The sequence below is a fragment of the Francisella sp. 19S2-4 genome, from assembly GCF_036281795.1.
Lineage (GTDB): Bacteria > Pseudomonadota > Gammaproteobacteria > Francisellales > Francisellaceae > Francisella.
Map to the genome: position 1 here is coordinate 17,890 of NZ_JAWUZH010000003.1, position 22,085 is coordinate 39,974.

Genomic DNA, 22,085 nt, shown 5'->3' on the forward strand with positions numbered 1-22,085 from the left:
TCATTAGGTGTAAATTATTAGTTTGACTAATTAGCTAGTAGTTAAAAAGTTATTTAGTTTTATGTTTATAGTCATTTGGAGATACACGAACTAATCTACTAGAAAGTTCTTGTTTTGCACTTGTTTTATCAGGCAATCCTAACTTCTCCTTCATATAGCTAGCAATAATCGCTGACTCTTTATTATTAAACTTTCCTCCTTGGGGAGAGGTTAGTAAGTCTCTGAACTTCCCTTCATTTGATAACCAACTTGCAATATCAGTTTTACCAATATCTTTTAATGTAGGCATCACAGGCTTATCAGGTTCATATCCCTCCTTAATTTTTTCTTCATATTTTTCTTCTAGCTCATCATATTTTATTGAAAGAATATCATCTAAAGCATTTTCGATAAATTCTTGAACTAGCTCATCTATCTCTCTATCAGTAATTCCGTAAATCAAATCATCTTGACTAAATGAGTTATCTTTTTCATATACTTGCATTATCTCTTTCTGCAAAGAAAAATTTAAGCTTGAAAGTTCTATGATAGTTTGATCCACCCTAAAATATAAATCACTATCATAGAGCAATATTTCATTACTTAAGCTCGTTTTTGCCCAAAATAATGGTTTTTTACTAAACTGAGATGAAGTAAGTTCATCGATCTCTTTTTCTATCTTTTCTTTTTCATCTAAGAACATTTGATCATTATAATCCATTCGATGATAATCAATTCTTTTATCTAATAGCTGTACTTCATCATATAATTCAAAAATATAATGATCTAAATCATGGTTTTGCTGAAAACTACTTTGGGATATATCTCTAGGTATAAAAGTATACTTGATATAATTGCAACTTTCTTTGACATAAAATGTAAGTTTAGCTAGTTCCACCAATTTGATAATATCATGTTTTTTAAGACCTTCACCTTTATATAAGTCCAACAACTCATTAAGACTTATATATTCTTTCATAAGTATTATTTTAGAGTGATACATATAATAATATATTAGTTATTAGTATCTTTAATAATAAATTATTTCATATACTGATGATACTTAATTAGCACTAGTTCAACTATCTTATAACAACATTTGTCACTCTATTGTCAGTAAGATATATTATTTGAATTTGCTCAAAGCATTGCACCCTAAGTCTTATAGATATTTGTCAGTAATGTCAGTTAATTTAACCAACTTTATCAAAATAAATTTTATTAGAGAAATCTTTTATACTATCAATAAAATCTGCCCATCTAGATAGAATTTCTCTCCTTTCATCTAAATAATCATAATTATTATATACTGCCTTTACCTTATTTCTCTCTTGGTGATCTAATACCATTTCTATTGCTTCACTTTGCCATTTATATTTTCTTTGTAAATAATATAAACCAGTACTTGTAACATGTCTCCATCCATGTGTAGTAAATCTTGGTTTATCATTCTTACCATCATAACCCAATCTAGTTTGTAGTGCTGCCCTTAATGAATCCGGTGTTATATGCTTACCCTTTCTATTAGTAAATATATATTCACTTTTACCAGTTAATTGTTTTAATTCTAACAATATATTAAATGCTTGATCACTTAATGGTTGTTTGAACTCTTTTTTCATTTTCATATTATCACCATCAATAACAAGTAATCTTTCTTTTTCATTAAAATTATTCCACTTAAGACTTACTATCATACTAGGCCTAAATGCTAAGTATGGTGCTAACTGTAATGCTTTTTTTACTAGGTAACTACTATTATAGTTATCTATATCATTTAATAATCTAGATAAATTATATTTATCATCTATTGGATGAATAAATGAATAGTTATTATTAGATTGTCTTTCCATAACTATACATAAATCTTCATTTACTGGGTTTATATTACATAAACCATTAGCTTTAGCTAACTTATATATACCTGATAATGTTGTTTTAATTTTACTTTGTTTAGTTGGTGTTGATTTATACTCTTTTAACAAAGATACTATTTCTATATATTCTATTTCATCAATATCTCTATTTTTAAATACTGGTAATATGTCTTTATCTAGATAACCTTTTATCTTTTTATATGTATTAGGTGACCATTCTTTTTGTTTCTTTTCTAACCATATATTAACCATATTAATAAACAGTTTATTCTTTTGGTTTTTTTGTTTTAATATCTCTGACTTAGGATCTATTCCTTTTGCTTTTAAGATATTAAATTCATATACTTTTTCTCTAGCTTCTTTAATTGATATCTTTGGATATCCTCCTAAGCCAACCTTATTAGTTCTTCCATTCATATAGTATCTATAAGTCCAACTCTTTGTATTACTTGGTTTTATTTCTATGTATAAATTTTCTATATCTTTTATTACATTATTATTTTTACTCTTACCACTATGTTTTAACTTTTTAAGTTGTAACTCTGTTAATTTAGCCATATTATTTTCCTCTTATTAAATTAATTAAACTTATACAAACTAGTTGTATTCGTGGTTAATCTAATGAGAAAAATTAAGTCTGTAAATTTGACTAATTTGACCAATTAAACTTTTTTAGATTTTTTTATATCTAGAGTATATATAAACCCAACAATATTAATTTAGTCGTACAAATAGTCGTACAAATAAATGTTAGGTTTTAATAACACTATATAAAACTATATGGAATAATAAATCCCTAAAAGTATTGATATATAAAGGTTTAATGAAACAATATGAGATTATATGATTTGAATAAATGGTGCCCGGGGCCGGACTCGAACCGGCACGGAGGTTAAGCTCCGAGGGATTTTAAGTCCCTTGTGTCTACCAATTTCACCACCCGGGCATTTGTTGGAGGCTGAGGCCGGAATCGAACCGGCGTCCAAGGCTTTGCAGGCCTCTGCATAACCATTTTGCTACTCAGCCACACATGCAAGAGTATGGAGCGGGAAACGAGGCTCGAACTCGCGACCCCAACCTTGGCAAGGTTGTGCTCTACCACTGAGCTATTCCCGCTTTATAGAGAGATATATTACCTTATTTTAAAGTTTTGTCAACACTGATATACACTAAATAGCTATAATATTTATGTATTTTAAAACTAACTATTAACATCAAAAGTTATTTTAAATATCTTTTGAAGATCATTTATTAATTTAATATCTGGAGATTTACTTAAATCAACTCTACCATTACTATTTTTCATTGGATTTTGTTTTTTCAATGACTTAGTATCATCAACTAACATATTTAATAAAGCTGTTTGATTCACAGGTTTATTTGCTTTTGCATGGATACTTATGTTTTTAGGATTTTGTAAAAACATTGCAAAAGATGACAGTGTTTCTCTTAAGAATTGATCTTGTTGTTGTACTGCAAAAAGCTGTAACAATGCTCCATATGAACCAAGTATTTGCTGAGGAGTTGTATTAGGATCTTTATTAGTATATCTTGCAATCTTTTCTAAGAATCCATTATTTACAAAGCTAAGATCAATATTTGTCAAACATAATTGATTATTACAGTTATAGAGATCTTTTTGGTTTTTATCTGCCACACCAAGATATGGTAATAAACTTAACTTACCATTGACTACAGCTTGAGTACTAGCACTCAAACTTGCTAAGCCATCTGTCTTCATATTAAAGTTATTATTATACTTAGAATCTTCATAACTACTGTTTGAGGTTATTTTTATATCTAGTTGTTTTTTACCTAAAAGATCAAGAATCTGCTGGAATGGAGATTTTTTTGAAAAAGAATCTTTATCAAAGTTTAATTCAATTGCAGCATCTGCTGTATTTGACTGAATATATGCATTTTTCAAAAATGCATTAGATCCATTTAATATATCTTTTACTTGAGTATTTTTCAGATCAATACCATCAACTACAGCATTATACTTAACATGGCTTTCTGAACCTAAATTACCATCAACATTTAATTCAAACTCACCAGTCGTTTTCCCTAATGTTCCATTAATATCTAGGTTAGGAGTTTCTTTATAGTCTTTACCCAAATATTGAGATGTTATTTCTTTCAAAACTTCTGAAAAATTAACATCAAACTCCAACTCTTTTATCTTTGAAGTCATTGCTTTATTTCTTAAGCTTGCCAAAAAGTCATTATCAAAAGCTGTATCTGACAAATCAAAATTAGTTAATTCAAAATCTTCTTTTACAAAAGGTTTTTTATTAACTGTAGAATCAAGAGAAAATTCTAATGTACTATCGCTATAATCATAGTCAAATTCAAAGTTATAAACACTTTTCCCTATAGTATCCATAGCTATTTTATATAGATTATTATCACCTGATAAATTTTTAGAATTCACATTTGCACTAACTGCATTACTATTAGCAACAGAGGATGCTAAATTAGTGATTCTTAAACCTTCAACTTTTATCGATACATCTTTAGTGATTTTTTGGTTAGCTTTTAGGCCTTTAACTTCCAACTTATCTATAGATACATTGGGATTATCATTTCCACTACTTACTATTAGAATATCAGAAGCAGTAATATCACCATTGCTATCTTGATCAACTTTACCAACTGTAACGTGCGTTTGGAATGGGAATAAAGAATCCAAATTACTAATAAGTGTATTTTTTATTAGACTACTATCTTGAGTCGCTGTTTTCTGTGAAGGTACAGCTGCTGCAGCATATAAATTAGTTGTAGCAAAAGTAGCTGTACATATTGATGTTACTAAAAGTACTTTTTTAAAACTCATTTTACCCTCTTTTTAATTTATTTTTTCTAATTTTAAAAAATTTAAGTCTTTTTTACGTAATGAAAAGATCCCACAACTAGTCTCGAATGCTACAGGACCTCCAAATATTGATTTATTTATAACTCTCATTTGTTGTCCTTCTATAACTCCCATTGCTATTATCTTATCTTTAAAAGCATTTGGGCAACTTTCATGGAAACCTTTAATAATAAATTTATCATTTTTATGGTAGCTCATAACAAAACCCTATATATTTTTATATCACTATTAATTATAATCTTTCTTTAGTATAACACTAATAAAGTAAACCTTAGTTTAGTTTATAAAAAAATTATTGCCAAAACAAAGCTTATGAAAGATCTATCAAAATTAGATATACCTAAAAAACAAAAAAATGAAATTCAGCAACCACCTGAAAAACCTAAATTAAATAAGAAGAAAAAAATACTTATAATTGTAGTTATCATACTTTTAGGTGTAGCAGTTACCTCAAAACTGATAAATAAGCACTTGAAAAAAATCAAAGCTGAAGAGAAAGCTAAAATAGAGCAACAAATTGATAAAAAAGAAACTAAAAGCTCTACTAAAAATACTGCTAATGAGCAAAAAACAAATAGTGAACATGATGAAGTCTCTGAGAACACTCCAAGTGGTAAAATGGTATTTACATTTTATGATAATCTTAAGCATGATAGTGTTAGTGTAAATGTAAAACCTGAGTCTAAAAGAGCGCAATATAAATATACCTATATTTATCAAGTAGCATCTTTTAGAAATCTGGATGAAACTTTATGGTATGTTAAAAAAATGAAAGAAGATGGACTAAATCCTAAGTTTCAACGTGTTGGCAATTGGATTAGAATGTATATAGGTCCATATGATAGCCAACGTGCTATGGCTCCAGATATTATTAAACTACAAAGATTAGGATTAAATGGTGGATTCCCTAGGGAAATCAGTCGAACCAAAATAGAGCCTAAGGATGATAAAAAAGAAACAAAGACAGAAGCATCTACAACAGATGAAAAAAATAATCCTGATAAAAAAACACCAGTAACTAAAAATTAATTTTTAAAATTTATTCTTTAACTCTCTTAGTTTAACAAACATTTCTCTACCAAGAGAATGATTTGGTAAGGCTTTTTCAAGGCCACTATCACTTAGTGATCTAATAAAGATATTAAGTTTACTTTCCTCAGCCAAATTAACTATTGGTTTTTCTTCAGCTTCTAAGTTAGCTACCTGATCCCTATAGTAATTAAAGTTTTTATCTTCAGGAAGTATACTTAATGCAAAATCTAAATTACTCTGCCAATAATCATGTGCTGGATATGATCTAATGTCACCATCTAAATCTACAATTTTAACTAATGATTCATATAATTTATTTACATCTGCAGTCTCCGCATGAATACCACCAACTCCTGCATTAAACAAAGTATCACCACAAAACAGAGCTTTCTCACCTTCAAATAAAAAACTTACATGATCAGAAATATGTCCAGGAGTGTATAAAACCTTAAAAGTAGTGAATCCCAAATCAATAACATCGCCTTCTTTAACATATATATCTGGTTTAAATAGTTCATTGTCAGTATAAGCATATATCTTGGCATCAGGATAAAGTTCAACTAACTTTCTAACTCCGGCAATATGATCACCATGTTTGTGAGTTATAAGAATTGCTTTAAGCTGAAGACTGTTTTGTCTAATAAAATCATCAAAAACATCAGCTTTCAGAGGATCAATAATAATTGCATTATTACTATCATACATAAGGTATTGATAATTTCTCAGACTATTATTTAAAAACCATCTTTTGATTTGCATATATACCTCTTATCAATTATTTCTATAAACCAGTCTTGCTTCTGATAAATCTATTCCTGCAACTTCACCATTTTTTATAAAAAACTTACACAAAATATGTGAATATCTTTCTAAATCTAATTTAGACAATAAATCTTTAATATTTCTTTCAATATAATCATAAATCATTTTAAAGCTAATATTATCTGACTTAACCACTGCAAGTTCTAACAATGTGATAATGCTACTATAGTCACTATTACCTTTATCAAGAACCTTACTTGTTAATTTAGAAATAGGTATATTAAAAGCGTTAACATAAAGCCTCAACATTCCTGCAGATATATTAGAGTTATTAAATTGCTTCTTAGCAAATTTCTCTGCAAAAACCATTTCATCTAAAGCTACTAACTGCTCTAAATAAACTCTACTCAACGTTGGGGTAGCATCTGCTTTGTTATAAACATCTGATAGTTTATCAATATCTTTTGCCGATTTTAATGCTAGTATTATCAGCTTTTCTTCAATATCTTCCTTTAAAAAAGCATCATACTTCTCTAAAATCTTCAACGCAAAGGTATCATCTTTATCTGTTAAAGCAATACTTCCAGCCAAATTAGCAATATTTGGCATAAATCTATTATCTCCACATTCTAATAAAACCAATACTCTTGTTCGAGCTTCCGTTAGCTTCTGAACTAAGTAAAGCTTGTACACTTCAAAGAACTTATATGTAATACTATCATTACTTAAGTGTTTCAAAGACTTTTCTAGTTCTTTAATATCTTCTGAATTAGATATTATTTCAAGTTTCCTAAATAAAATATAATCTCTCAAATATTTAGGAGTTATTTTTACTAAACTTGAAATACTTGTCTGTCTTATTAATTTATCATTTTTTAATGAAATATCTGCTATTACATCAACAAATTTTTCTTGTTTATTAACCATAAACAATCCGAAGAACCAACTAAATAATAGGTAAGGAAAGCTAAAAGCAAACTTAATTACCCTAATGCCAAAAATCATTAAGAAAAGTAGTACTGCGACTACAAAAACAAATGCTACCAAATTCATTTTTATAGTCTTATCTGATAAAACAAGCATAATGTAACCATGGTATTTGGTAGCCCAGATACCTACCAATGTAGCTATGATAACTGCTATTATAAGCTTTATAATATTTATCATTTGTTACTTTCCTTTTTACTTGCATTTACTTTAAATACTGATTCTTTAGTTAAAAGCTCATTCTGCTGATTTGATAGCTGGGTAATAACTTTATCAAGAGCATTATCTAGATCCTGAGTTTTACGAGCTTGAATACCTTGTATAGTTTTTTCTAAATCCTTGGCGTTACTATTTTGGACAAAATATTTTCCTAGAATATCGATAAGATTCGCCTTAGCTTGAGCAATATCTGTCTCATTATTTGTATACATCGCAGTTTGCAAAGATATTAGAGACTGATATAAGCTATCAGAAATAAACTGTTTTGCCTGCTTAGTCGATACAAGAATCTGATTTTTAGGAATATCTTGAATTTCAACAATTGAGCTTAGCAACTTCATATATTTATTCTTAGGTTGTGTGGCTTTTTCTAAACTAGTATTTTCAGGAGTAATATATTCTAATTTGCCGAATTGCTGCTCAATGTTAATAAACTCTTTTATAATATCTTCTCTAGATGAGTAACTTTTTAAAATATTTTTTATATTCAGACGATCACTTGCACTAATGTTTGCAACTTTACTTGCCTCAATTTTATCAAAAGCCATGCTAACCAAATCATTAGCTCTTTGAGTATCTCCACTAAAAATCACAACATCTTTAGCTAAGATTAAATAATCAATAGCTGATTGAATATTTATAATACTCATTTGCATATATAAATCTTTAGCAGGAGTTGATAGTTGGCTATTTACAAGCGAAAGCTGTGTCTGAACTGCTTTTATACTATCTCGCTGTGAATCACTTTGATTACCTATATCATTAAGAATAGCATCTTGATTACGCTGATCTTCTTTAAGTTTATTTATTTGCTTTTCTAAAGCTGTATATTGATAATTTTCATTATCAATTCTTTTTGACTTAATTATCGAATCAACTGTTACATAACCAGCCATACCTATAGCAACCAATGACAAAACAAAACCAAGTTTAGAAACAATCGCCTTTGGACCCTTAGCTTGATTTTGTTCTACAAGAGCATTTTCAGCATCACTACTTTGCTGGTGAGATTCTTTTGTTACTGACATTTATACTAGCCTCTGTAATTTCTAATATTTTTCTACAAATATATTCATTATTTATTTCTTCAAGCTTCAAAGTATTTTTAAAGCCTTGCTTACTTACAAATTCTAGCATTTTTGAACTAGTTATGGTAATAATTGCACCTTTTGGAGCTGATGTTTTTGCAAAAACTCTAATTAATGATCTAAATACATCAAGACTTGTAGCAACTATCAGATCAGGATTTTTATTCGAAAATGATTGAGCATACTTCATCATTAAATAATCAAGATCTTCAAAAACCCGCTCATAAACCTCAAACTTATTACACCTAGTGTATTTAGAAAGCTCTTTTACTAAAAAATCATTACCTCCAATACCAGAAATAATAGCAAAGCTATCTTTCAATACATTTTGTCGATAAATTAATTTAAATAATTCTTGAGAGTTATATTTCTCGTGAGGATATTGTGAGCTTAGCCCAAACTCCTTGAGGAGATTTGCAGTACTCGCTCCAACTGCATATATTTTTTTATTTGCTAATAGTTCTGGAGGATATTGCTTAAACAAACTTTCAACAGCATATTTACTCGTAAATACAATTACACTATATTGAAAAATTTCTTCAGAAATATCCTTATAGGAAATTTTTATAACTGGTAAGCTAATAGCCGTGTGATTCTGTGAGTTAAGTAACTCTACTAAACCCTTAGCATCTTTTTCTGGTCTACAAACAAGTATTTCCATCTACTGATTTTTAGATGCTGTTGCATATATATAGTTAAGCATAGACTTCAAGCCATTTGCCCTATTTGAACTTAAATTATTCCCAAAGCCAATTTGTTTGATAAAATTCATATCTGAACTTAATATATCATCAGGCGTTACATCATTGTATACACGTAATAATACTGCTATGAGCCCAGAAACAATCAAAGCATCACTTGTTGCAATAAAGTTTAATTTACCATTTTCAACTACACTGTCAAACCAAACTTGAGATTGGCACCCTCTGACTAAATTATCCTCAATCTTCTTACTTTCTGGAAAATCTGGTAATTGTTTACCTAAAGAAATAATATAATCATACTTATCTTCCCAATCATCAAAGAAAGATAGTTCTTCTACTAATTCCTGCTGTCTTTGTATAACTTGATTTGTCATATCTAAGTAAATAATCGACTTAAAACTTAGCGGATATATTAACACAAATATACAATCATATGAAAGCTTATAAAAAGCTATAAAATTTCTAAAAAAATATTGACAGTATATAAAAACAATCATATAATACGTCTCGTTACTCCCCGATAGCTCAGTCGGTAGAGCAGTTGACTGTTAATCAATTGGTCGGCGGTTCAAGTCCGTCTCGGGGAGCCAACAAACAATATTCAAAAATATTTTTTATTACACTACAATTAAAGTTTTGACTTAGAGCTGTTTAGTAGTTTATATTTTTCTCCTCCTTTCTTATCTCTAAATTTATGAATTCTAAACAGCTCTAAGTATGCACTCACATTATATATAAATATTACTTATATATTATTAAATAAATATTTATTTAATTTATATTAAATCTCCATATATAATTCATTTTATCTTCATAAATTGGAAAGATAAAATGATTACATTAATATTCATAACTACTCTACTAAGCCTCATACTTGCTGTAACAAATAAATATAAAATAGCTAAGATACTTTTTCTTATATCTTTAATATTATTACTATTAGTCTTTATTCCTCACACTATCAGATATATAAATATTCAATTATAGGAGAATATATTATGAAACAGAATATATTAGATTTTTTTGATTCTATAGCTCTTATCGGAATATGTGTAGTATTAACTTCTGCTTTTTACTATCAAATTTTTCTTAGTGAGTTGCCATGTGCACTATGTGTATTTCAAAGAATGGCATTAAGCCTAATTAGCTTTGGAATAATACTAAATTTAATTCATGGAAATAAATCTGAACATTACTTTTTTGTAATATTAGTCGCATTATTAAATTCTGCAATGGCTATCACGCAGATTCTTTTACATATTGTTCCAGGAACAGGCAGTTATGGAGATGCAGTTTTTTCATTACATATGTATACATGGAATTTCATCATAAGTATCATATTTATCTTATACAGCACAATTTGTGGTCTTATAACATCAAATCAAGAAAAAATAAAAAAAGGTAACAATATCCTTGTGAAAATAGCTGTTATATTAATTATATGTTTAACCTTAGCAAATACCATAAGTGTTCTTATTGAGTGCGGACCTCATTTATGTCCTTCAGATCCGAATAATTACTGGCTCTTAGAAGTTTTTTCTAAATAACCCAAATTAAACAAAAAATATTTATTACGCTACAATAAAGATTGACTTATTTTATTTTTAACATAAAATAAATACTTCAAAAAGTTACAAATATTAATATCAGACTACAGTATTATAGTATGTAACTTAAATGTTTAAAATTTGACTTTAGATATTGGCTCTTTTTAGTTTTTTCATATCTCCTTACTTTCCCATATCTAGAGTCATTTTTTATATTTTATAATATTTTTTTTGCTATAATTTAGCTCATATCTTTATTTATAAATTTACAAAATATATGAAAGCAACTCAAACTCTTATTGCAACAACAAAAGAGCTTCCTAAAGAAGCTGTTCTAATTAGTCATCAATATATGTTAAAAGCAGGTCTTATTAAGAAGCTTGCTTCTGGAATATATACATGGATGCCAATGGGTCTTAAAGTCTTACAAAAGATCCAAAATATTGTCCGTGAAGAAATGAACAAAGCTGGAGCCAGTGAATTACTTCTGCCAAGTGTTTTACCATCAGAACTCTTACAGGAGACTCACCGTTGGGATAAATTTGGTCCAGAACTTCTAAAATTAAAAGATAGACATGAAAGAGATTTCTGCTATGGCCCAACACATGAAGAACCTATAGTTGATATGGCGAGAGATACTATCAAAAGCTATAAGCAACTACCTCTAAATTTATACCAAATCCAAACAAAATTTAGAGATGAAATTCGACCTCGATTTGGTGTAATGCGAGCTCGTGAGTTTATAATGAAAGATTCTTATTCATTCCATGAGAATATTGACTGCTTACATAATACTTATGAAACTATGTATCAAACCTATTGTAATATTTTAGATAGAATAGGCTTAGAATATCGTCCTGTTAAAGCAGATACAGGCGCAATTGGTGGTGACAATAGCCATGAGTTTCAAGTGCTTGCAAATGCTGGTGAAGATATTATTTGCTATAGTAATAATAGTGATTATGCTGCCAATATTGAGTTAGCAACTTATGCTAAACCTGATTTAAGTAAAAAAGAAGCTTCTAAAAATACTATAGTAAAAATCCATACACCAAATATTAAGACTATTGAAAAGCTTTGTAACACAATGGGGTTTGACATTAAAAAAACCATAAAGACTATGGTTATTAAAGATGCTGAAGGAAGCTTTTTTGCGTTAGTTGTTAGAGGTGATCATGAGCTTAATGAAACAAAGATCAATAAACTCCCACAAATAACAGCTCCATATAACTTAGCTTCACATGAGGAAATCTTTAAGATTTTTAATGCTAATCCTGGTTCACTTGGTATATATAACAGTCCTATTCAAATAATCGCAGATTATAGTGCTGTAGCAATTTCAGATTTATGCTGTGGTGCTAATGAAGATGATTACCACTTAACAAATGTAAACTGGGATAGAGATGTTACTAACTATCAAGTCGCGGATATACGCAATGTAGTAACTGGTGATATATCTCCAGATAATAAAGGTACTTTAGAGCTAACAAATGGAATAGAAGTTGGGCATATTTTTGAACTTGAAGATGTATATTCAAAACCAATGAATGCAACAGTGATTGGCCAAGATGGTAAATCAAAACCTATTTTAATGGGATGTTATGGTTTTGGAGTATCTCGAGTTATAGCTGCTGCAATTGAACAATCTCATGATGATAATGGTATAGTATGGCCAGAGGCTATAGCTCCATATGAAGTTGCTATACTTCCAATCAATTACAACAAATCAGAAAATGTAAAAAAAATTGCTGATGAGCTTTATAAGGAGTTATTAGTTAAAGGTATTGATGTATTACTAGATGATCGCGGTGCACGACCTGGAGTAATGTTTGCTGATGCTGATCTTGTGGGATATTCTCATCATGTTGTAATTGGTGACAGACTTCTTGAGCAAGGACTTATAGAGTATAAAAATCGTAAGACTCAAGAGAAGCAAGAAATAAGTATAGGGCAATTACATAATATACTAAAATAAACTCTTTAATTTTTATCTACATTCTTTATTAATTTTAAAATAGTATGCCAGCAAAATTTGTAATATAATCAAACTAATATATTATCCTAAATAGAGTAATAATTATGATACAACCTAAGCCATACCTTAATACCTCTCCATCGATATATGGTAAATTTGGAACATTAGCAGCACAATACAAAGCTCTTAACTTTACACAAGGAGCTCCTGATTTTGATACTCCTGAATGGTTAATTGATCGCACTAACTTCCATATGAAAAAAGGAGAAAATAAATATTCCCCAATTCCTGGAGTTATAAGTTTACGTCAAGCAATGGTTCATAAAACTAAGGCCTGTTATGATGTAGACATCACTGTTGATAATGTAGCAATTACTGTCGGTGCACAAGAAGGCTTATTTACTACAATATCTGCATACCTTGATAAAGGTGATGAGATTATAATGTTTGATCCTGTATTTGATGCTTATGAAGGTATTACTAACTTTAATCAAGGTAAATGCATAAGGTTGAAGCTACTATCAAATGGCAATATAGATGTACAAGCTATAGCTAATGCTATCACTGATAAAACAAAAATTATACTTTTAAACTCTCCTCATAACCCAATGGGAACAATTATTTCAAAACATGAGTATCAAGAAATTGCTAAAATTGTTAAAGATAAAAATATCTTAGTAATATCTGATGAAGTTTATGAACATATTTATAGTGGTGATAGCTTCACAAGTGCTATACAAATTCCTGAACTACGCGATAAGCTTGTTGTACTACAGTCTTTTGGTAAAACATTTAATCTTACAGGCTGGCGCCAAGGATCAATGATTGCTCCTGCAGATATTATAAAAAGTGTTCTTGCTATAAAACAGTTTTCAACTTTCTCCGCATGCACTCCTATGCAACTTGCTTTAGCAGAAGGAATTATGGAACATCCGGAGTTTTATGAGAATTTACATAAAATATACAAAAAACAAAATAACCTATTAAGGGAAAATCTAAAGGGATCGCGATTCAAACTTTTAGAATGGCAAGGTTCTCCTTTTCAGGTACTAGACTATAGTCAAATAAGTGATGAAGATGACCATACTTTCGTGACAAGGCTTGTTAAAGAACATGGTATAGGACTAATTCCATTATCATCATTATTTGAAATACCTAAAAATGGCCTCTTACGATTCTGTTTTGCTAAAAAAGATGCTGATATAATTAAAGGCGCTAAAATATTGGCTCAAATATAAAATAAAACTAACTAATTTTCCTGTATCAAACTAATAAGTGTTGCTGACTTAATCGAGTCTCCTTGTTTACCATATTTTACAGACAACCTTGTTGTATTCGCTGATGTCTTTTGCATTACTGCTTCTATAAAATCATTAGGATTATTATCATTAACTGCTAATACAAATGCTTTATTCTCATTTTTTTGATTTGTATTCATTGTATAAGCGCTACCAGATAAGCTTGGAGCTTGTCCAGACTCTATTAATCTTAATACTTCATTATAAACATTATCTAAGCTTTTATTAACATTAGCTATAGAATAACCATTTTTATATTTAATATCATTACCATCAAATGTTGTACACGCTGATATAAGAGTTAAAAAAATAGCTAAACTAAAAAATTTAAAGTTTGTTTTTAAGATTTTCATTTTACGGAACAAAATTATAAAGATAGATTTATTATGTTATCAGATTTGTAGTTTGTCAATATTTGATAGTTAAAAGCTAACTTAGAAATTTATTTATGATTAATATTCTGCTTTATAATAGGAATTAAAGCTGATGATCTTATTGGATCGCCATTTTTACCATATTTTATTGATATTTGAGTTTGATCTTTTGTTTTTTTCTCGATTGCAATTTCAATAAAGTCTGCAGGATTGTTATCACTTTCTGCTGCTATCACAGCTTCGTTTGACATTTTTTTATTTATTTTAATATCATATGGATCACCATTTAGATCATATGTTTGACCATTTTTAATAGCCTCTACAGAACCATTATAAACATTATCAAAACTTTGATCTATTGTTGTTGTAAAATATCCATCTTCATAATGAGTTTTACCAAAAGTAGAACATCCTGACACTAATAAAGTTAAAACCATAACGACAACTAAAAGATTAATTTTTGACTTTAAATATTTCATTTTTTATACCCACAATTTGAATGAATTGATTATCTTACTAGATTTTTGATTTGTCAATATTTAAATACTTTAACTTAATCTACAATATTATACAGCTAGAAATCTCTAAGATTTACTAATATTTTTTTGTATTATAGGTATTAACGCTGATGATCTTATCGAGTCTCCATCCTTACCATACTTTATTGATAATCGTGTTTTATCAGCAGACTCTTTTCTAATTATAATTTCAATATAATCAGAAGGATTTGTGTCATTCTGTCCAATTATTACTGCTTCATCAGAAGTTTTCTTGTTTATTTTAATATCATAGCTTTGATTATTAGTATCAGCAGTTTGACCCGTTTTAACAACTTTTAGTGCTCCATTATAAACATTATCAAAACTTTGATCTATCGTAGTTAGATAGTAACCATTATCATTATAGTCACTACCTTTATATGTTGCACATCCATATATTAACCCTATAGCTATTGCTAAAACCAAAATAATGCTACGCGACTTTAAACTATTCATCTCATACTCAAAGTTTAAACTTATAATATCTTGATTATCTTTATGGACTTTCTTGTTGTCAACGTTTTTAAAAGCACTTTTATATTTTTTTATTAATTAAATATAATAATTAAACATCATCACTACGGCTCAAAAAATGTTAAAATTTGAGATATTAGCGTAAATGCAATCTACTTTAAGGTTTTAAGATGTCAAATTTAAAAGTTAGCATAATCCAAACAGATATTATTTGGGATAATAAACCACAAAATTATAAAAATATAGAAAAAAAACTAGCTCAAATCGATAGTGATACAGACCTTGTTGTTTTACCTGAGATGTTTAATACTGGCTTTATAATGAATCCAACTAATGAAGCTAGTACTCAGCAAGATATTATCGACTGGATGTTTAGCCAGGTAAAAGATAAAAACTATGCTATTGTTGGAAGCGCTGCTACATTTACAGATGATAAAATAGCAAATAGATTATATTTTGTTACGCCTAAAAAAGAAATTTATACTTATGATAAAAACCATCTATTTATTTATGCAGGTGAGAATAAAAAATATTCTAAAGGTAATCAGCGCAAGATTGTAAACTATAAAGGTTTTAATATACTGCTTACTGTATGTTTTGATCTACGCTTTCCTGTATTCAATTGCAATAATAATGACTATGATATTCTACTAAATGTTGCTTGCTGGCCAGAACCTCGTCGCCAACATTGGCAAGCACTTCTCAAAGCTAGAGCGATAGAAAACCAGGCTTTTGTGATTGCATGTAATCGGGTGGGGAATGATCCTAAACTTAGCTATGCTGGAGATAGTATGATTATCAATTATAATGGTGATCTTTTAGATCACAGAGAATATGAAGAAGCCATATTAACAGCTACTTTAAATAAAAATGAACAACAAAAATATAGAGAAAGCTTTGGATTTTTAGCCTCTCAAGATAACTTTACTCTGCATCTCTAATAGTTTTAGCAAGCTTTTGTAACACTGCGTTAATAAACTTATAACCCTCTTCAGTTCCCATACTATAAGCTATCTCCACATACTCTTTTATAATTACTTGATATGGATTTTCTAAACACTCTATAAGCTCTGCTATCGCAACTTGCAAAACAGCATAATCAACATAATTGATAAACTCAACACCTTCATCTGAGTTCTCTGATATATAACTATCAATTGTATCTTGATTTGACTCAATAGCATCCATGAGCCTATAGAAAAGTTCCCAATCTGTTTGGTGACGATCAGCATTATCAGCATAGTATTGTACTTTTAATTCAGCAAAAGTATTATCTGCAACTTTTTTTTGATATAAAGCCTGTACAGTATATAATCGAGCATTATTTCTAGCTCTAGCAGTAGTTTTCATAAATTCCTTTGATGTTTTTTTAGATAATTTAAGATATTATTATTTCGCAAATAACTATTATAACCTATCAATAAAAAATATGTATAAATGGTGGCAAGAAATTGATCTAAAAGATATGACAAATGAGCAATGGGAATCTATTTGCGATAGATGTGGCTTATGTTGTTTAAACAAGCTTCAAGATGATGAAACAGATAAAGTTTATTACACCAAAGTTAGTTGTAAACTTTTAGATATTGGAAAATGTCAATGTAGCATGTATGAAAAAAGAAAACAGCTTGTCCCTGAATGTATAAACCTAACTTATAAACAACTAAAAAATCATGCGCATAAATGGTTACCAAACAGTTGTAGCTATAAACTATTGCTTGAAGGTAAAGACCTACCTGAATGGCACCATTTAAATAATAATGGCTCAACAGAAAAAATGCATCAGCTACAGAAATCTGCTAAACATTTTGCTATTTCAGAATATGAACTAGATGTTGATGAGTATTTAGAAGATTTTATAATAAAAATAGATAACTAATTTTTAATTTCTAGTATATACTTCGCTCACTATTTCTTATTGGGCATAAAATTGTCTAATTTACCAAAAATAAATCCTTTTTATGAAAATATAATAGATACCTATCTAAATAAAGGATTTTGCATAATTGATAACTGGTTAACTTACCCTGAAACAGCTGTTCTAAGAAATGAGTTAGAAGACTTATATCAAGAAAATCTTTTTAAAAAATCTGCTATAGGCAATAGACTAAATGAAAATCTTGAAAGATCTATCCGTAGTGACTTTATTTTTTGGCTTGATGAAACAAGATTTGCTCAAACTTTTTTCTCAAAAATAAATAGTTTTATTGAGTATATAAATAAAACTTGCTTTGCTGGTATTGTTACAAAAGAATTTCATTATGCAATATACCCTCAAGGCTCTTTTTATAAAAAACATATTGATACTTTTCAAAATGATGATAGAAGAACCATATCTATAGTTTGCTATCTTAATGAAATTTGGCAACCTAGCTTTGGTGGCCAACTAAAACTATATTTAGATGATAAAGATTTAGAAATATTTCCTACTAATGGAAAAATAGTACTTTTTAATAGTAAAGCAATAGAACATGAAGTATTACCTGTACTTACTGAAAATAAAAGGTTAAGTATTACAGGTTGGTTAAAGACTAATTAAACTTATCTATTTTTCTTAGAACTGCAATATTTTTTTCTAGTGATTTTACTAGTTTCTCAATATCACTATCGGTTGTGTAGCAGCCAAATGATATTCTTAGTGTATTTGCAGCTTGTTTTGCATCTAAGCCAATAGCACTAAGCACATGAGATGGTTTATCAGCATTTGAAGTACACGCAGAGCTCATAGATAATGCAAAATCTGGCATTAAGGAAAACAAAATATCCCCAGGAACTCCTTTTATTGTCACACTTAGAATACCAACATAACTTTGTTCTAAAGGAGTATTAACTATAACATTATCAAACTTTCTTAAGCACTCAACAACAATCTCTCGATACTTTTTCAATTTTGCTAAATCTGTTTTTTCTTTCAATAGTTCAATAGCTGAAGCGAATGCTACAATCTGTTGAGTTGACAATGTACCAGAACGCATACCATTTTGATGCCCTCCTCCATGTATTTGCTCTTCTAGCTCTATTCCATTAGCAACATACAACGCACCGATACCTTTTGGACCATAGCATTTATGTGCTGACATAGATAACAAATCAATATTCATTTTTTGCACATCAATTTCAACTTTACCTACACCTTGAGCCGCATCAACATGAAATACAATATTTTTCTCTTTAGCAATTTTACCAATTTCTTCTAAAGGATTTGCTACACCTATTTCATTGTTTACCGCCATTATAGAAATTAACATAGTATCAGAGTTTATTAAGCTTCGTAATTCATCTAAATTTATGCGTCCATGCTTATCAACATTTAGATAACTTACACTAATTAAATCATCTTTCTTAGATAGGTATTTACAGACATCTAAAACTGCTTTATGCTCAATTGAAGTTGTTATAATATGCTTTTTATCTTTGTGACTTGCCTCAACTAGGCCTTTAATCGCTAGATTATTTGATTCTGTTGCTCCAGATGTCCAAACAATATTTCCACCTGGTGCATTTATAAACTTAGAGATAATTTTTTCAGCTTCATCGATCTTCTTCTTAGCTAGTCTTCCTAAGTAATGTGTTGAAGCTGGATTCGCAAAAAATGTATCGATTTCCATATACTTTTGCATTTCTAGGACAACTTCATGGAAAACTGGAGTTGTTGCGGCATAATTGAAAAATAAAACTTTCTCAAAATCAAAATACTCAAGTTTAGATGGGACAATAGTTTCATTACCATTATCACGCCAGCTTGAGATACCACCTAATAGACAGTTAGCATCTTCAAAAAGATTTTTAAAAAAACTATGTACTTTACTTGTTCTATTCGCAGTTTCACAATATATAGTTACACTCTTATGATGCTTATACCTATCATAATTAATTAAAAATTCACTTATATGAATCGCTCCAGGGATAATATCAACTAAATATTCTTGATAACTACGAATATCTACTAATAACACGCCTTTTTCTAATTGTTCTTTTAGAACTTGATCTGTAATCATTGCCATAACTTATTCATCCTCAAAATTCTAACTTTTAAATTCAAAATACTACAGATAATGCGACTAGACTAGGTTTTTTACATCAAACTACAAATATAATAATCTCTTGTCGCTTTAAATAGATTATATAAATATTATTACCTACAAAAAGTCCTTTATAAGGCTATTAATCTCATCTACAGCATTTAGCATAACAAAGTGACCTGCATTTAACTGAACATATTTAGCTTTATCATATAAACATAAAATATCATTTTTTGATGTTCGTGGTGATGCACTAGCTATATATAAAAAAGGGATATCTAGCTTATCAAATAGATCACTCTTATCAAAATAAAAGGCTTCTCTAAGAACCCTATTAAAAAACTTTGGTAGCCTTTGCCAATAAGTCAACATTTGCTGAGCCTTATCCTGCATAATAGTATAATCATCAAAACGTTTATCTATTATATAGTTATGTATATAATCTGTCAGAGTTTCTAAACCACGCTGACTATCAAGTGCCTCTAAAAAGCTCTTTTCATTATCTGTAAGTTTTAATTTTAACGTAGTATCAATTGCTATAACTTTTCTAATATTCAAATCAGTTTGAGCTAAATTTAGAGCTAAAAAACCACCCATACTATGTCCTATAAAGATAATATCTTCATACTTAGATAATTGATCATATAAATATGTAACTACTTCTTCTAGGTTATTTCTTCCTTGTAAAATTATTTCAGAATAATTAGGAGCTACTACATTGTAGCCTTTATTAAAAAAATTAATCTGGGCATTAAAATCTGATGGCTGGCAACACCAACCATGCAAAAAAACTAAAGTAGTTTTAGACAAAGTACTCATTCCTTTAACACTAAAAATAATTCAACATTATAGAAATAATAACTTAGAAAAACTAATTACTAAAGAATATAAATAGACCTAAAACAACAAGCATTATTGCAAATATAGTTTGCAGAACTTTATCATTAAGCTTTTTCTTAATTTTATTAGCCAAAAGCATACCAATAGCTCCACCAATTATAAACATACTTGCAACATACCAATTTACACTTGTCTCACCATAGTGTGATAAAAAGCCTGACATAGATACAACAAATATTACTAGAAGTGACGTATTAATAGCTTTTTTTATAGGCATTGCTGTAATGAAAACTAGTGCAGGAACTATTAAGAACCCTCCGCCAACACCAAAGAATCCTGTTAAGGTACCAACAATACCTCCACTTATTAATAGTGCAACTATGCACTTAGGACCTATATGTTTACAGACAGATTTATCTGAACTAGACATCACTTTTGCTTTTATTAAACTCCAAATACCTATTACAATCATAAGTACTGAAAAGCTAAGCATCAGCAGCTTATCAGATAACGCTTGTGAAATATAACTACCTATCGGTGCAAAAATGATACCTGTAAGAATCATCACTATTGCAGCAGTATAATGAATATCCTGATTCTTATAATTTACTGCAATTCCAAAAATTGCTGTAAATCCAACCACTAGTAAAGATATAGTAACCGCGCTATGAAAATCTAAACCAACACCATAAGTCAAAAGAGGAACAGCTAATATAGAACCTCCTCCTCCAGTAAGACCAAGAGCAATACCACAAATAAACCCAAATACTATCAAAATCATTTTATTACTACTCTTCTACACCACATTTTAAATTAGCTGGCACCGCAATATTAATATAGTTTGGTGGTGGTAATTTTAAATCATCCATAAGTTTTGCATACTCTTCTGCTGAGCTAACTTGCAACCTTGGATTATTTTTCTTTTCCTCAGCAACACTACTACTAGTTATACCGTTATAGTCATGGCCTGGGTAGATAATAGTATTACCTGGTAATGTCATTAGTTTATTCATGATACTATCATAAGCAGCATAAGAATCACCATTTTGAAAATCTGTTCTTCCTGATCCTCTTATAAGCAATGTATCACCAGTGAAAAGCTTATTTTCTGTCATAAAACAGTATGAATCATCAGTATGACCTGGAGTATAGATAGCTTTTATTTGATAATGCCCAAACTCAATAATATCTCCATCAAAAACTTTCTTAGTCGTATGTTTTGCTTTAGTTTCTCCACCAAGCACAATACCACAACCAGTTTCTTGTCTTAACAGTCCAGCAGCCGTTACATGATCAGCATGAACGTGAGTATCAATTGCATATAGTAACTTAAGATTAAGTTCTTTTAAAAGTTTAATATATTGCTTAATATTAAACCTTACAGGATCTATTATTACAGTTTCTCTAGTTTCCTCACACCCTAGAATATAAGTGTAAGTATAAGTGTCTCTATCGATTAACTGTCTAAAAATCATATTTTCTCCTTCTCTATA

Annotated in this window: 24 protein-coding genes and 4 tRNA genes; 8 read left to right on the forward strand and 20 right to left on the reverse strand. The window is 29.3% G+C overall.

Features of this window, described 5'->3' with window-relative positions:
• Positions 1–49 precede the first annotated feature (49 nt).
• From R8535_RS01000 to R8535_RS01030, 7 genes are all read right to left on the reverse strand, one after another.
• Positions 50–958 (reverse strand): hypothetical protein, encoded by a 909-nt coding sequence (locus R8535_RS01000; RefSeq protein ID WP_329495693.1) that lies wholly within the window; start codon positions 956–958, stop codon positions 50–52.
• Positions 959–1,172: 214 nt separating this feature from the next.
• Positions 1,173–2,414, reverse strand: a complete 1,242-nt coding sequence (locus tag R8535_RS01005; protein ID WP_329495695.1) for a tyrosine-type recombinase/integrase — start codon at positions 2,412–2,414, stop codon at positions 1,173–1,175.
• 299 nt (positions 2,415–2,713) lie between these two features.
• Positions 2,714–2,802 (reverse strand) — tRNA-Leu (locus R8535_RS01010).
• Between the two features lie 6 nt (positions 2,803–2,808).
• Positions 2,809–2,882: transfer RNA gene (locus R8535_RS01015), tRNA-Cys, on the reverse strand.
• A gap of 15 nt (positions 2,883–2,897) precedes the next feature.
• Positions 2,898–2,972, reverse strand: a tRNA-Gly gene (locus tag R8535_RS01020).
• A gap of 85 nt (positions 2,973–3,057) precedes the next feature.
• Positions 3,058–4,692, reverse strand: coding sequence for a hypothetical protein (locus R8535_RS01025; protein WP_329495697.1), 1,635 nt, complete (start codon positions 4,690–4,692; stop codon positions 3,058–3,060).
• 12 nt (positions 4,693–4,704) lie between these two features.
• Complete coding sequence (locus R8535_RS01030) at positions 4,705–4,929, reverse strand: FeoA domain-containing protein (protein ID WP_329495698.1); 225 nt, start codon at positions 4,927–4,929, stop codon at positions 4,705–4,707.
• A 114-nt stretch (positions 4,930–5,043) separates the two neighbouring features.
• Between R8535_RS01030 and R8535_RS01035 the strand changes: the two genes are divergently transcribed.
• The gene (locus tag R8535_RS01035) at positions 5,044–5,760 is read left to right on the forward strand and encodes an SPOR domain-containing protein (protein ID WP_329495700.1); all 717 of its coding nucleotides are present in this window, start codon (positions 5,044–5,046) and stop codon (positions 5,758–5,760) included.
• A gap of 3 nt (positions 5,761–5,763) precedes the next feature.
• On the opposite strand, the gene R8535_RS01040 is transcribed toward R8535_RS01035, so the two are convergent.
• The 5 genes from R8535_RS01040 to R8535_RS01060 are packed head-to-tail and all read right to left on the reverse strand — an operon-like array spanning position 5,764 to position 9,897.
• A complete protein-coding gene (locus R8535_RS01040) occupies positions 5,764–6,522 on the reverse strand; it encodes a hydroxyacylglutathione hydrolase (protein WP_329495702.1) in 759 nt (252 codons plus the stop codon).
• Positions 6,523–6,534: 12 nt separating this feature from the next.
• Positions 6,535–7,692, reverse strand: coding sequence for a heme biosynthesis protein HemY (locus R8535_RS01045; RefSeq protein WP_329495704.1), 1,158 nt, complete (start codon positions 7,690–7,692; stop codon positions 6,535–6,537).
• On the reverse strand, positions 7,689–8,759 hold the full coding sequence (locus tag R8535_RS01050; RefSeq protein WP_329495706.1) for a hypothetical protein: 1,071 nt from the start codon (positions 8,757–8,759) through the stop codon (positions 7,689–7,691). Before R8535_RS01050 ends, R8535_RS01045 begins: the two co-directional genes overlap by 4 nt.
• Entirely contained in the window at positions 8,725–9,480 is a 756-nt protein-coding gene (locus R8535_RS01055; RefSeq protein ID WP_329495707.1) for a uroporphyrinogen-III synthase, read from the reverse strand. Before R8535_RS01055 ends, R8535_RS01050 begins: the two co-directional genes overlap by 35 nt.
• Positions 9,481–9,897, reverse strand: a complete 417-nt coding sequence (locus R8535_RS01060) for a SufE family protein (RefSeq protein ID WP_329495708.1) — start codon at positions 9,895–9,897, stop codon at positions 9,481–9,483.
• A 140-nt stretch (positions 9,898–10,037) separates the two neighbouring features.
• Here R8535_RS01060 and R8535_RS01065 point away from each other — a divergent pair.
• The 4 genes from R8535_RS01065 (at position 10,038) to R8535_RS01080 (ending at position 14,283) form a co-directional block, all read left to right on the forward strand.
• Positions 10,038–10,113, forward strand: a tRNA-Asn gene (locus R8535_RS01065).
• 408 nt (positions 10,114–10,521) lie between these two features.
• Positions 10,522–11,070 carry a disulfide bond formation protein B gene (locus R8535_RS01070; RefSeq protein ID WP_329495710.1) on the forward strand — a complete coding sequence of 183 codons (549 nt, stop codon included), beginning with the start codon at positions 10,522–10,524 and terminating at the stop codon, positions 11,068–11,070.
• Between the two features lie 277 nt (positions 11,071–11,347).
• The gene (locus R8535_RS01075) at positions 11,348–13,045 is read left to right on the forward strand and encodes a proline--tRNA ligase (RefSeq protein WP_329495712.1); all 1,698 of its coding nucleotides are present in this window, start codon (positions 11,348–11,350) and stop codon (positions 13,043–13,045) included.
• 104 nt (positions 13,046–13,149) lie between these two features.
• Positions 13,150–14,283: an aminotransferase class I/II-fold pyridoxal phosphate-dependent enzyme gene (locus tag R8535_RS01080; RefSeq protein WP_329495714.1), complete on the forward strand. Its 1,134-nt coding sequence runs from the start codon at positions 13,150–13,152 to the stop codon at positions 14,281–14,283.
• Between the two features lie 11 nt (positions 14,284–14,294).
• Here the strand turns inward: R8535_RS01080 and R8535_RS01085 are convergent, their stop codons facing one another.
• The 3 genes from R8535_RS01085 to R8535_RS01095 form a co-directional block, all read right to left on the reverse strand.
• The gene (locus R8535_RS01085; protein ID WP_329495716.1) at positions 14,295–14,696 is read right to left on the reverse strand and encodes a DUF3568 family protein; all 402 of its coding nucleotides are present in this window, start codon (positions 14,694–14,696) and stop codon (positions 14,295–14,297) included.
• A gap of 89 nt (positions 14,697–14,785) precedes the next feature.
• Positions 14,786–15,196, reverse strand: coding sequence for a DUF3568 family protein (locus R8535_RS01090; protein WP_329495718.1), 411 nt, complete (start codon positions 15,194–15,196; stop codon positions 14,786–14,788).
• A gap of 105 nt (positions 15,197–15,301) precedes the next feature.
• Positions 15,302–15,712: a DUF3568 family protein gene (locus R8535_RS01095; protein ID WP_329495720.1), complete on the reverse strand. Its 411-nt coding sequence runs from the start codon at positions 15,710–15,712 to the stop codon at positions 15,302–15,304.
• Positions 15,713–15,900: 188 nt separating this feature from the next.
• Between R8535_RS01095 and R8535_RS01100 the strand changes: the two genes are divergently transcribed.
• Positions 15,901–16,671, forward strand: a complete 771-nt coding sequence (locus R8535_RS01100; protein WP_329495722.1) for an amidohydrolase — start codon at positions 15,901–15,903, stop codon at positions 16,669–16,671.
• Here R8535_RS01100 and nusB read toward each other — a convergent pair.
• Positions 16,655–17,080 (reverse strand): transcription antitermination factor NusB, encoded by a 426-nt coding sequence (gene nusB, locus R8535_RS01105; protein WP_329495724.1) that lies wholly within the window; start codon positions 17,078–17,080, stop codon positions 16,655–16,657. The genes R8535_RS01100 and nusB overlap by 17 nt on opposite strands.
• A gap of 79 nt (positions 17,081–17,159) precedes the next feature.
• On the opposite strand from nusB, the gene R8535_RS01110 reads away from it, so the two are divergent.
• Together R8535_RS01110 and R8535_RS01115 are read left to right on the forward strand one after the other, a co-directional pair.
• Positions 17,160–17,609 (forward strand): YcgN family cysteine cluster protein, encoded by a 450-nt coding sequence (locus R8535_RS01110; RefSeq protein ID WP_329495726.1) that lies wholly within the window; start codon positions 17,160–17,162, stop codon positions 17,607–17,609.
• Positions 17,610–17,660: 51 nt separating this feature from the next.
• Positions 17,661–18,269: a 2OG-Fe(II) oxygenase gene (locus tag R8535_RS01115; protein WP_329495728.1), complete on the forward strand. Its 609-nt coding sequence runs from the start codon at positions 17,661–17,663 to the stop codon at positions 18,267–18,269.
• Here R8535_RS01115 and R8535_RS01120 read toward each other — a convergent pair.
• The 4 genes from R8535_RS01120 to R8535_RS01135 form a co-directional block, all read right to left on the reverse strand.
• Entirely contained in the window at positions 18,262–19,734 is a 1,473-nt protein-coding gene (locus tag R8535_RS01120) for an aminotransferase class V-fold PLP-dependent enzyme (RefSeq protein WP_329495730.1), read from the reverse strand. The genes R8535_RS01115 and R8535_RS01120 overlap by 8 nt on opposite strands.
• Before the next feature lie 135 nt (positions 19,735–19,869).
• Entirely contained in the window at positions 19,870–20,562 is a 693-nt protein-coding gene (locus tag R8535_RS01125) for an alpha/beta fold hydrolase (RefSeq protein ID WP_329495732.1), read from the reverse strand.
• 61 nt (positions 20,563–20,623) lie between these two features.
• On the reverse strand, positions 20,624–21,373 hold the full coding sequence (locus R8535_RS01130; protein WP_329495733.1) for a sulfite exporter TauE/SafE family protein: 750 nt from the start codon (positions 21,371–21,373) through the stop codon (positions 20,624–20,626).
• Positions 21,374–21,380: 7 nt separating this feature from the next.
• The gene (locus R8535_RS01135; protein WP_329495734.1) at positions 21,381–22,067 is read right to left on the reverse strand and encodes an MBL fold metallo-hydrolase; all 687 of its coding nucleotides are present in this window, start codon (positions 22,065–22,067) and stop codon (positions 21,381–21,383) included.
• Between the last annotated feature and the right edge of the window lie 18 nt (positions 22,068–22,085).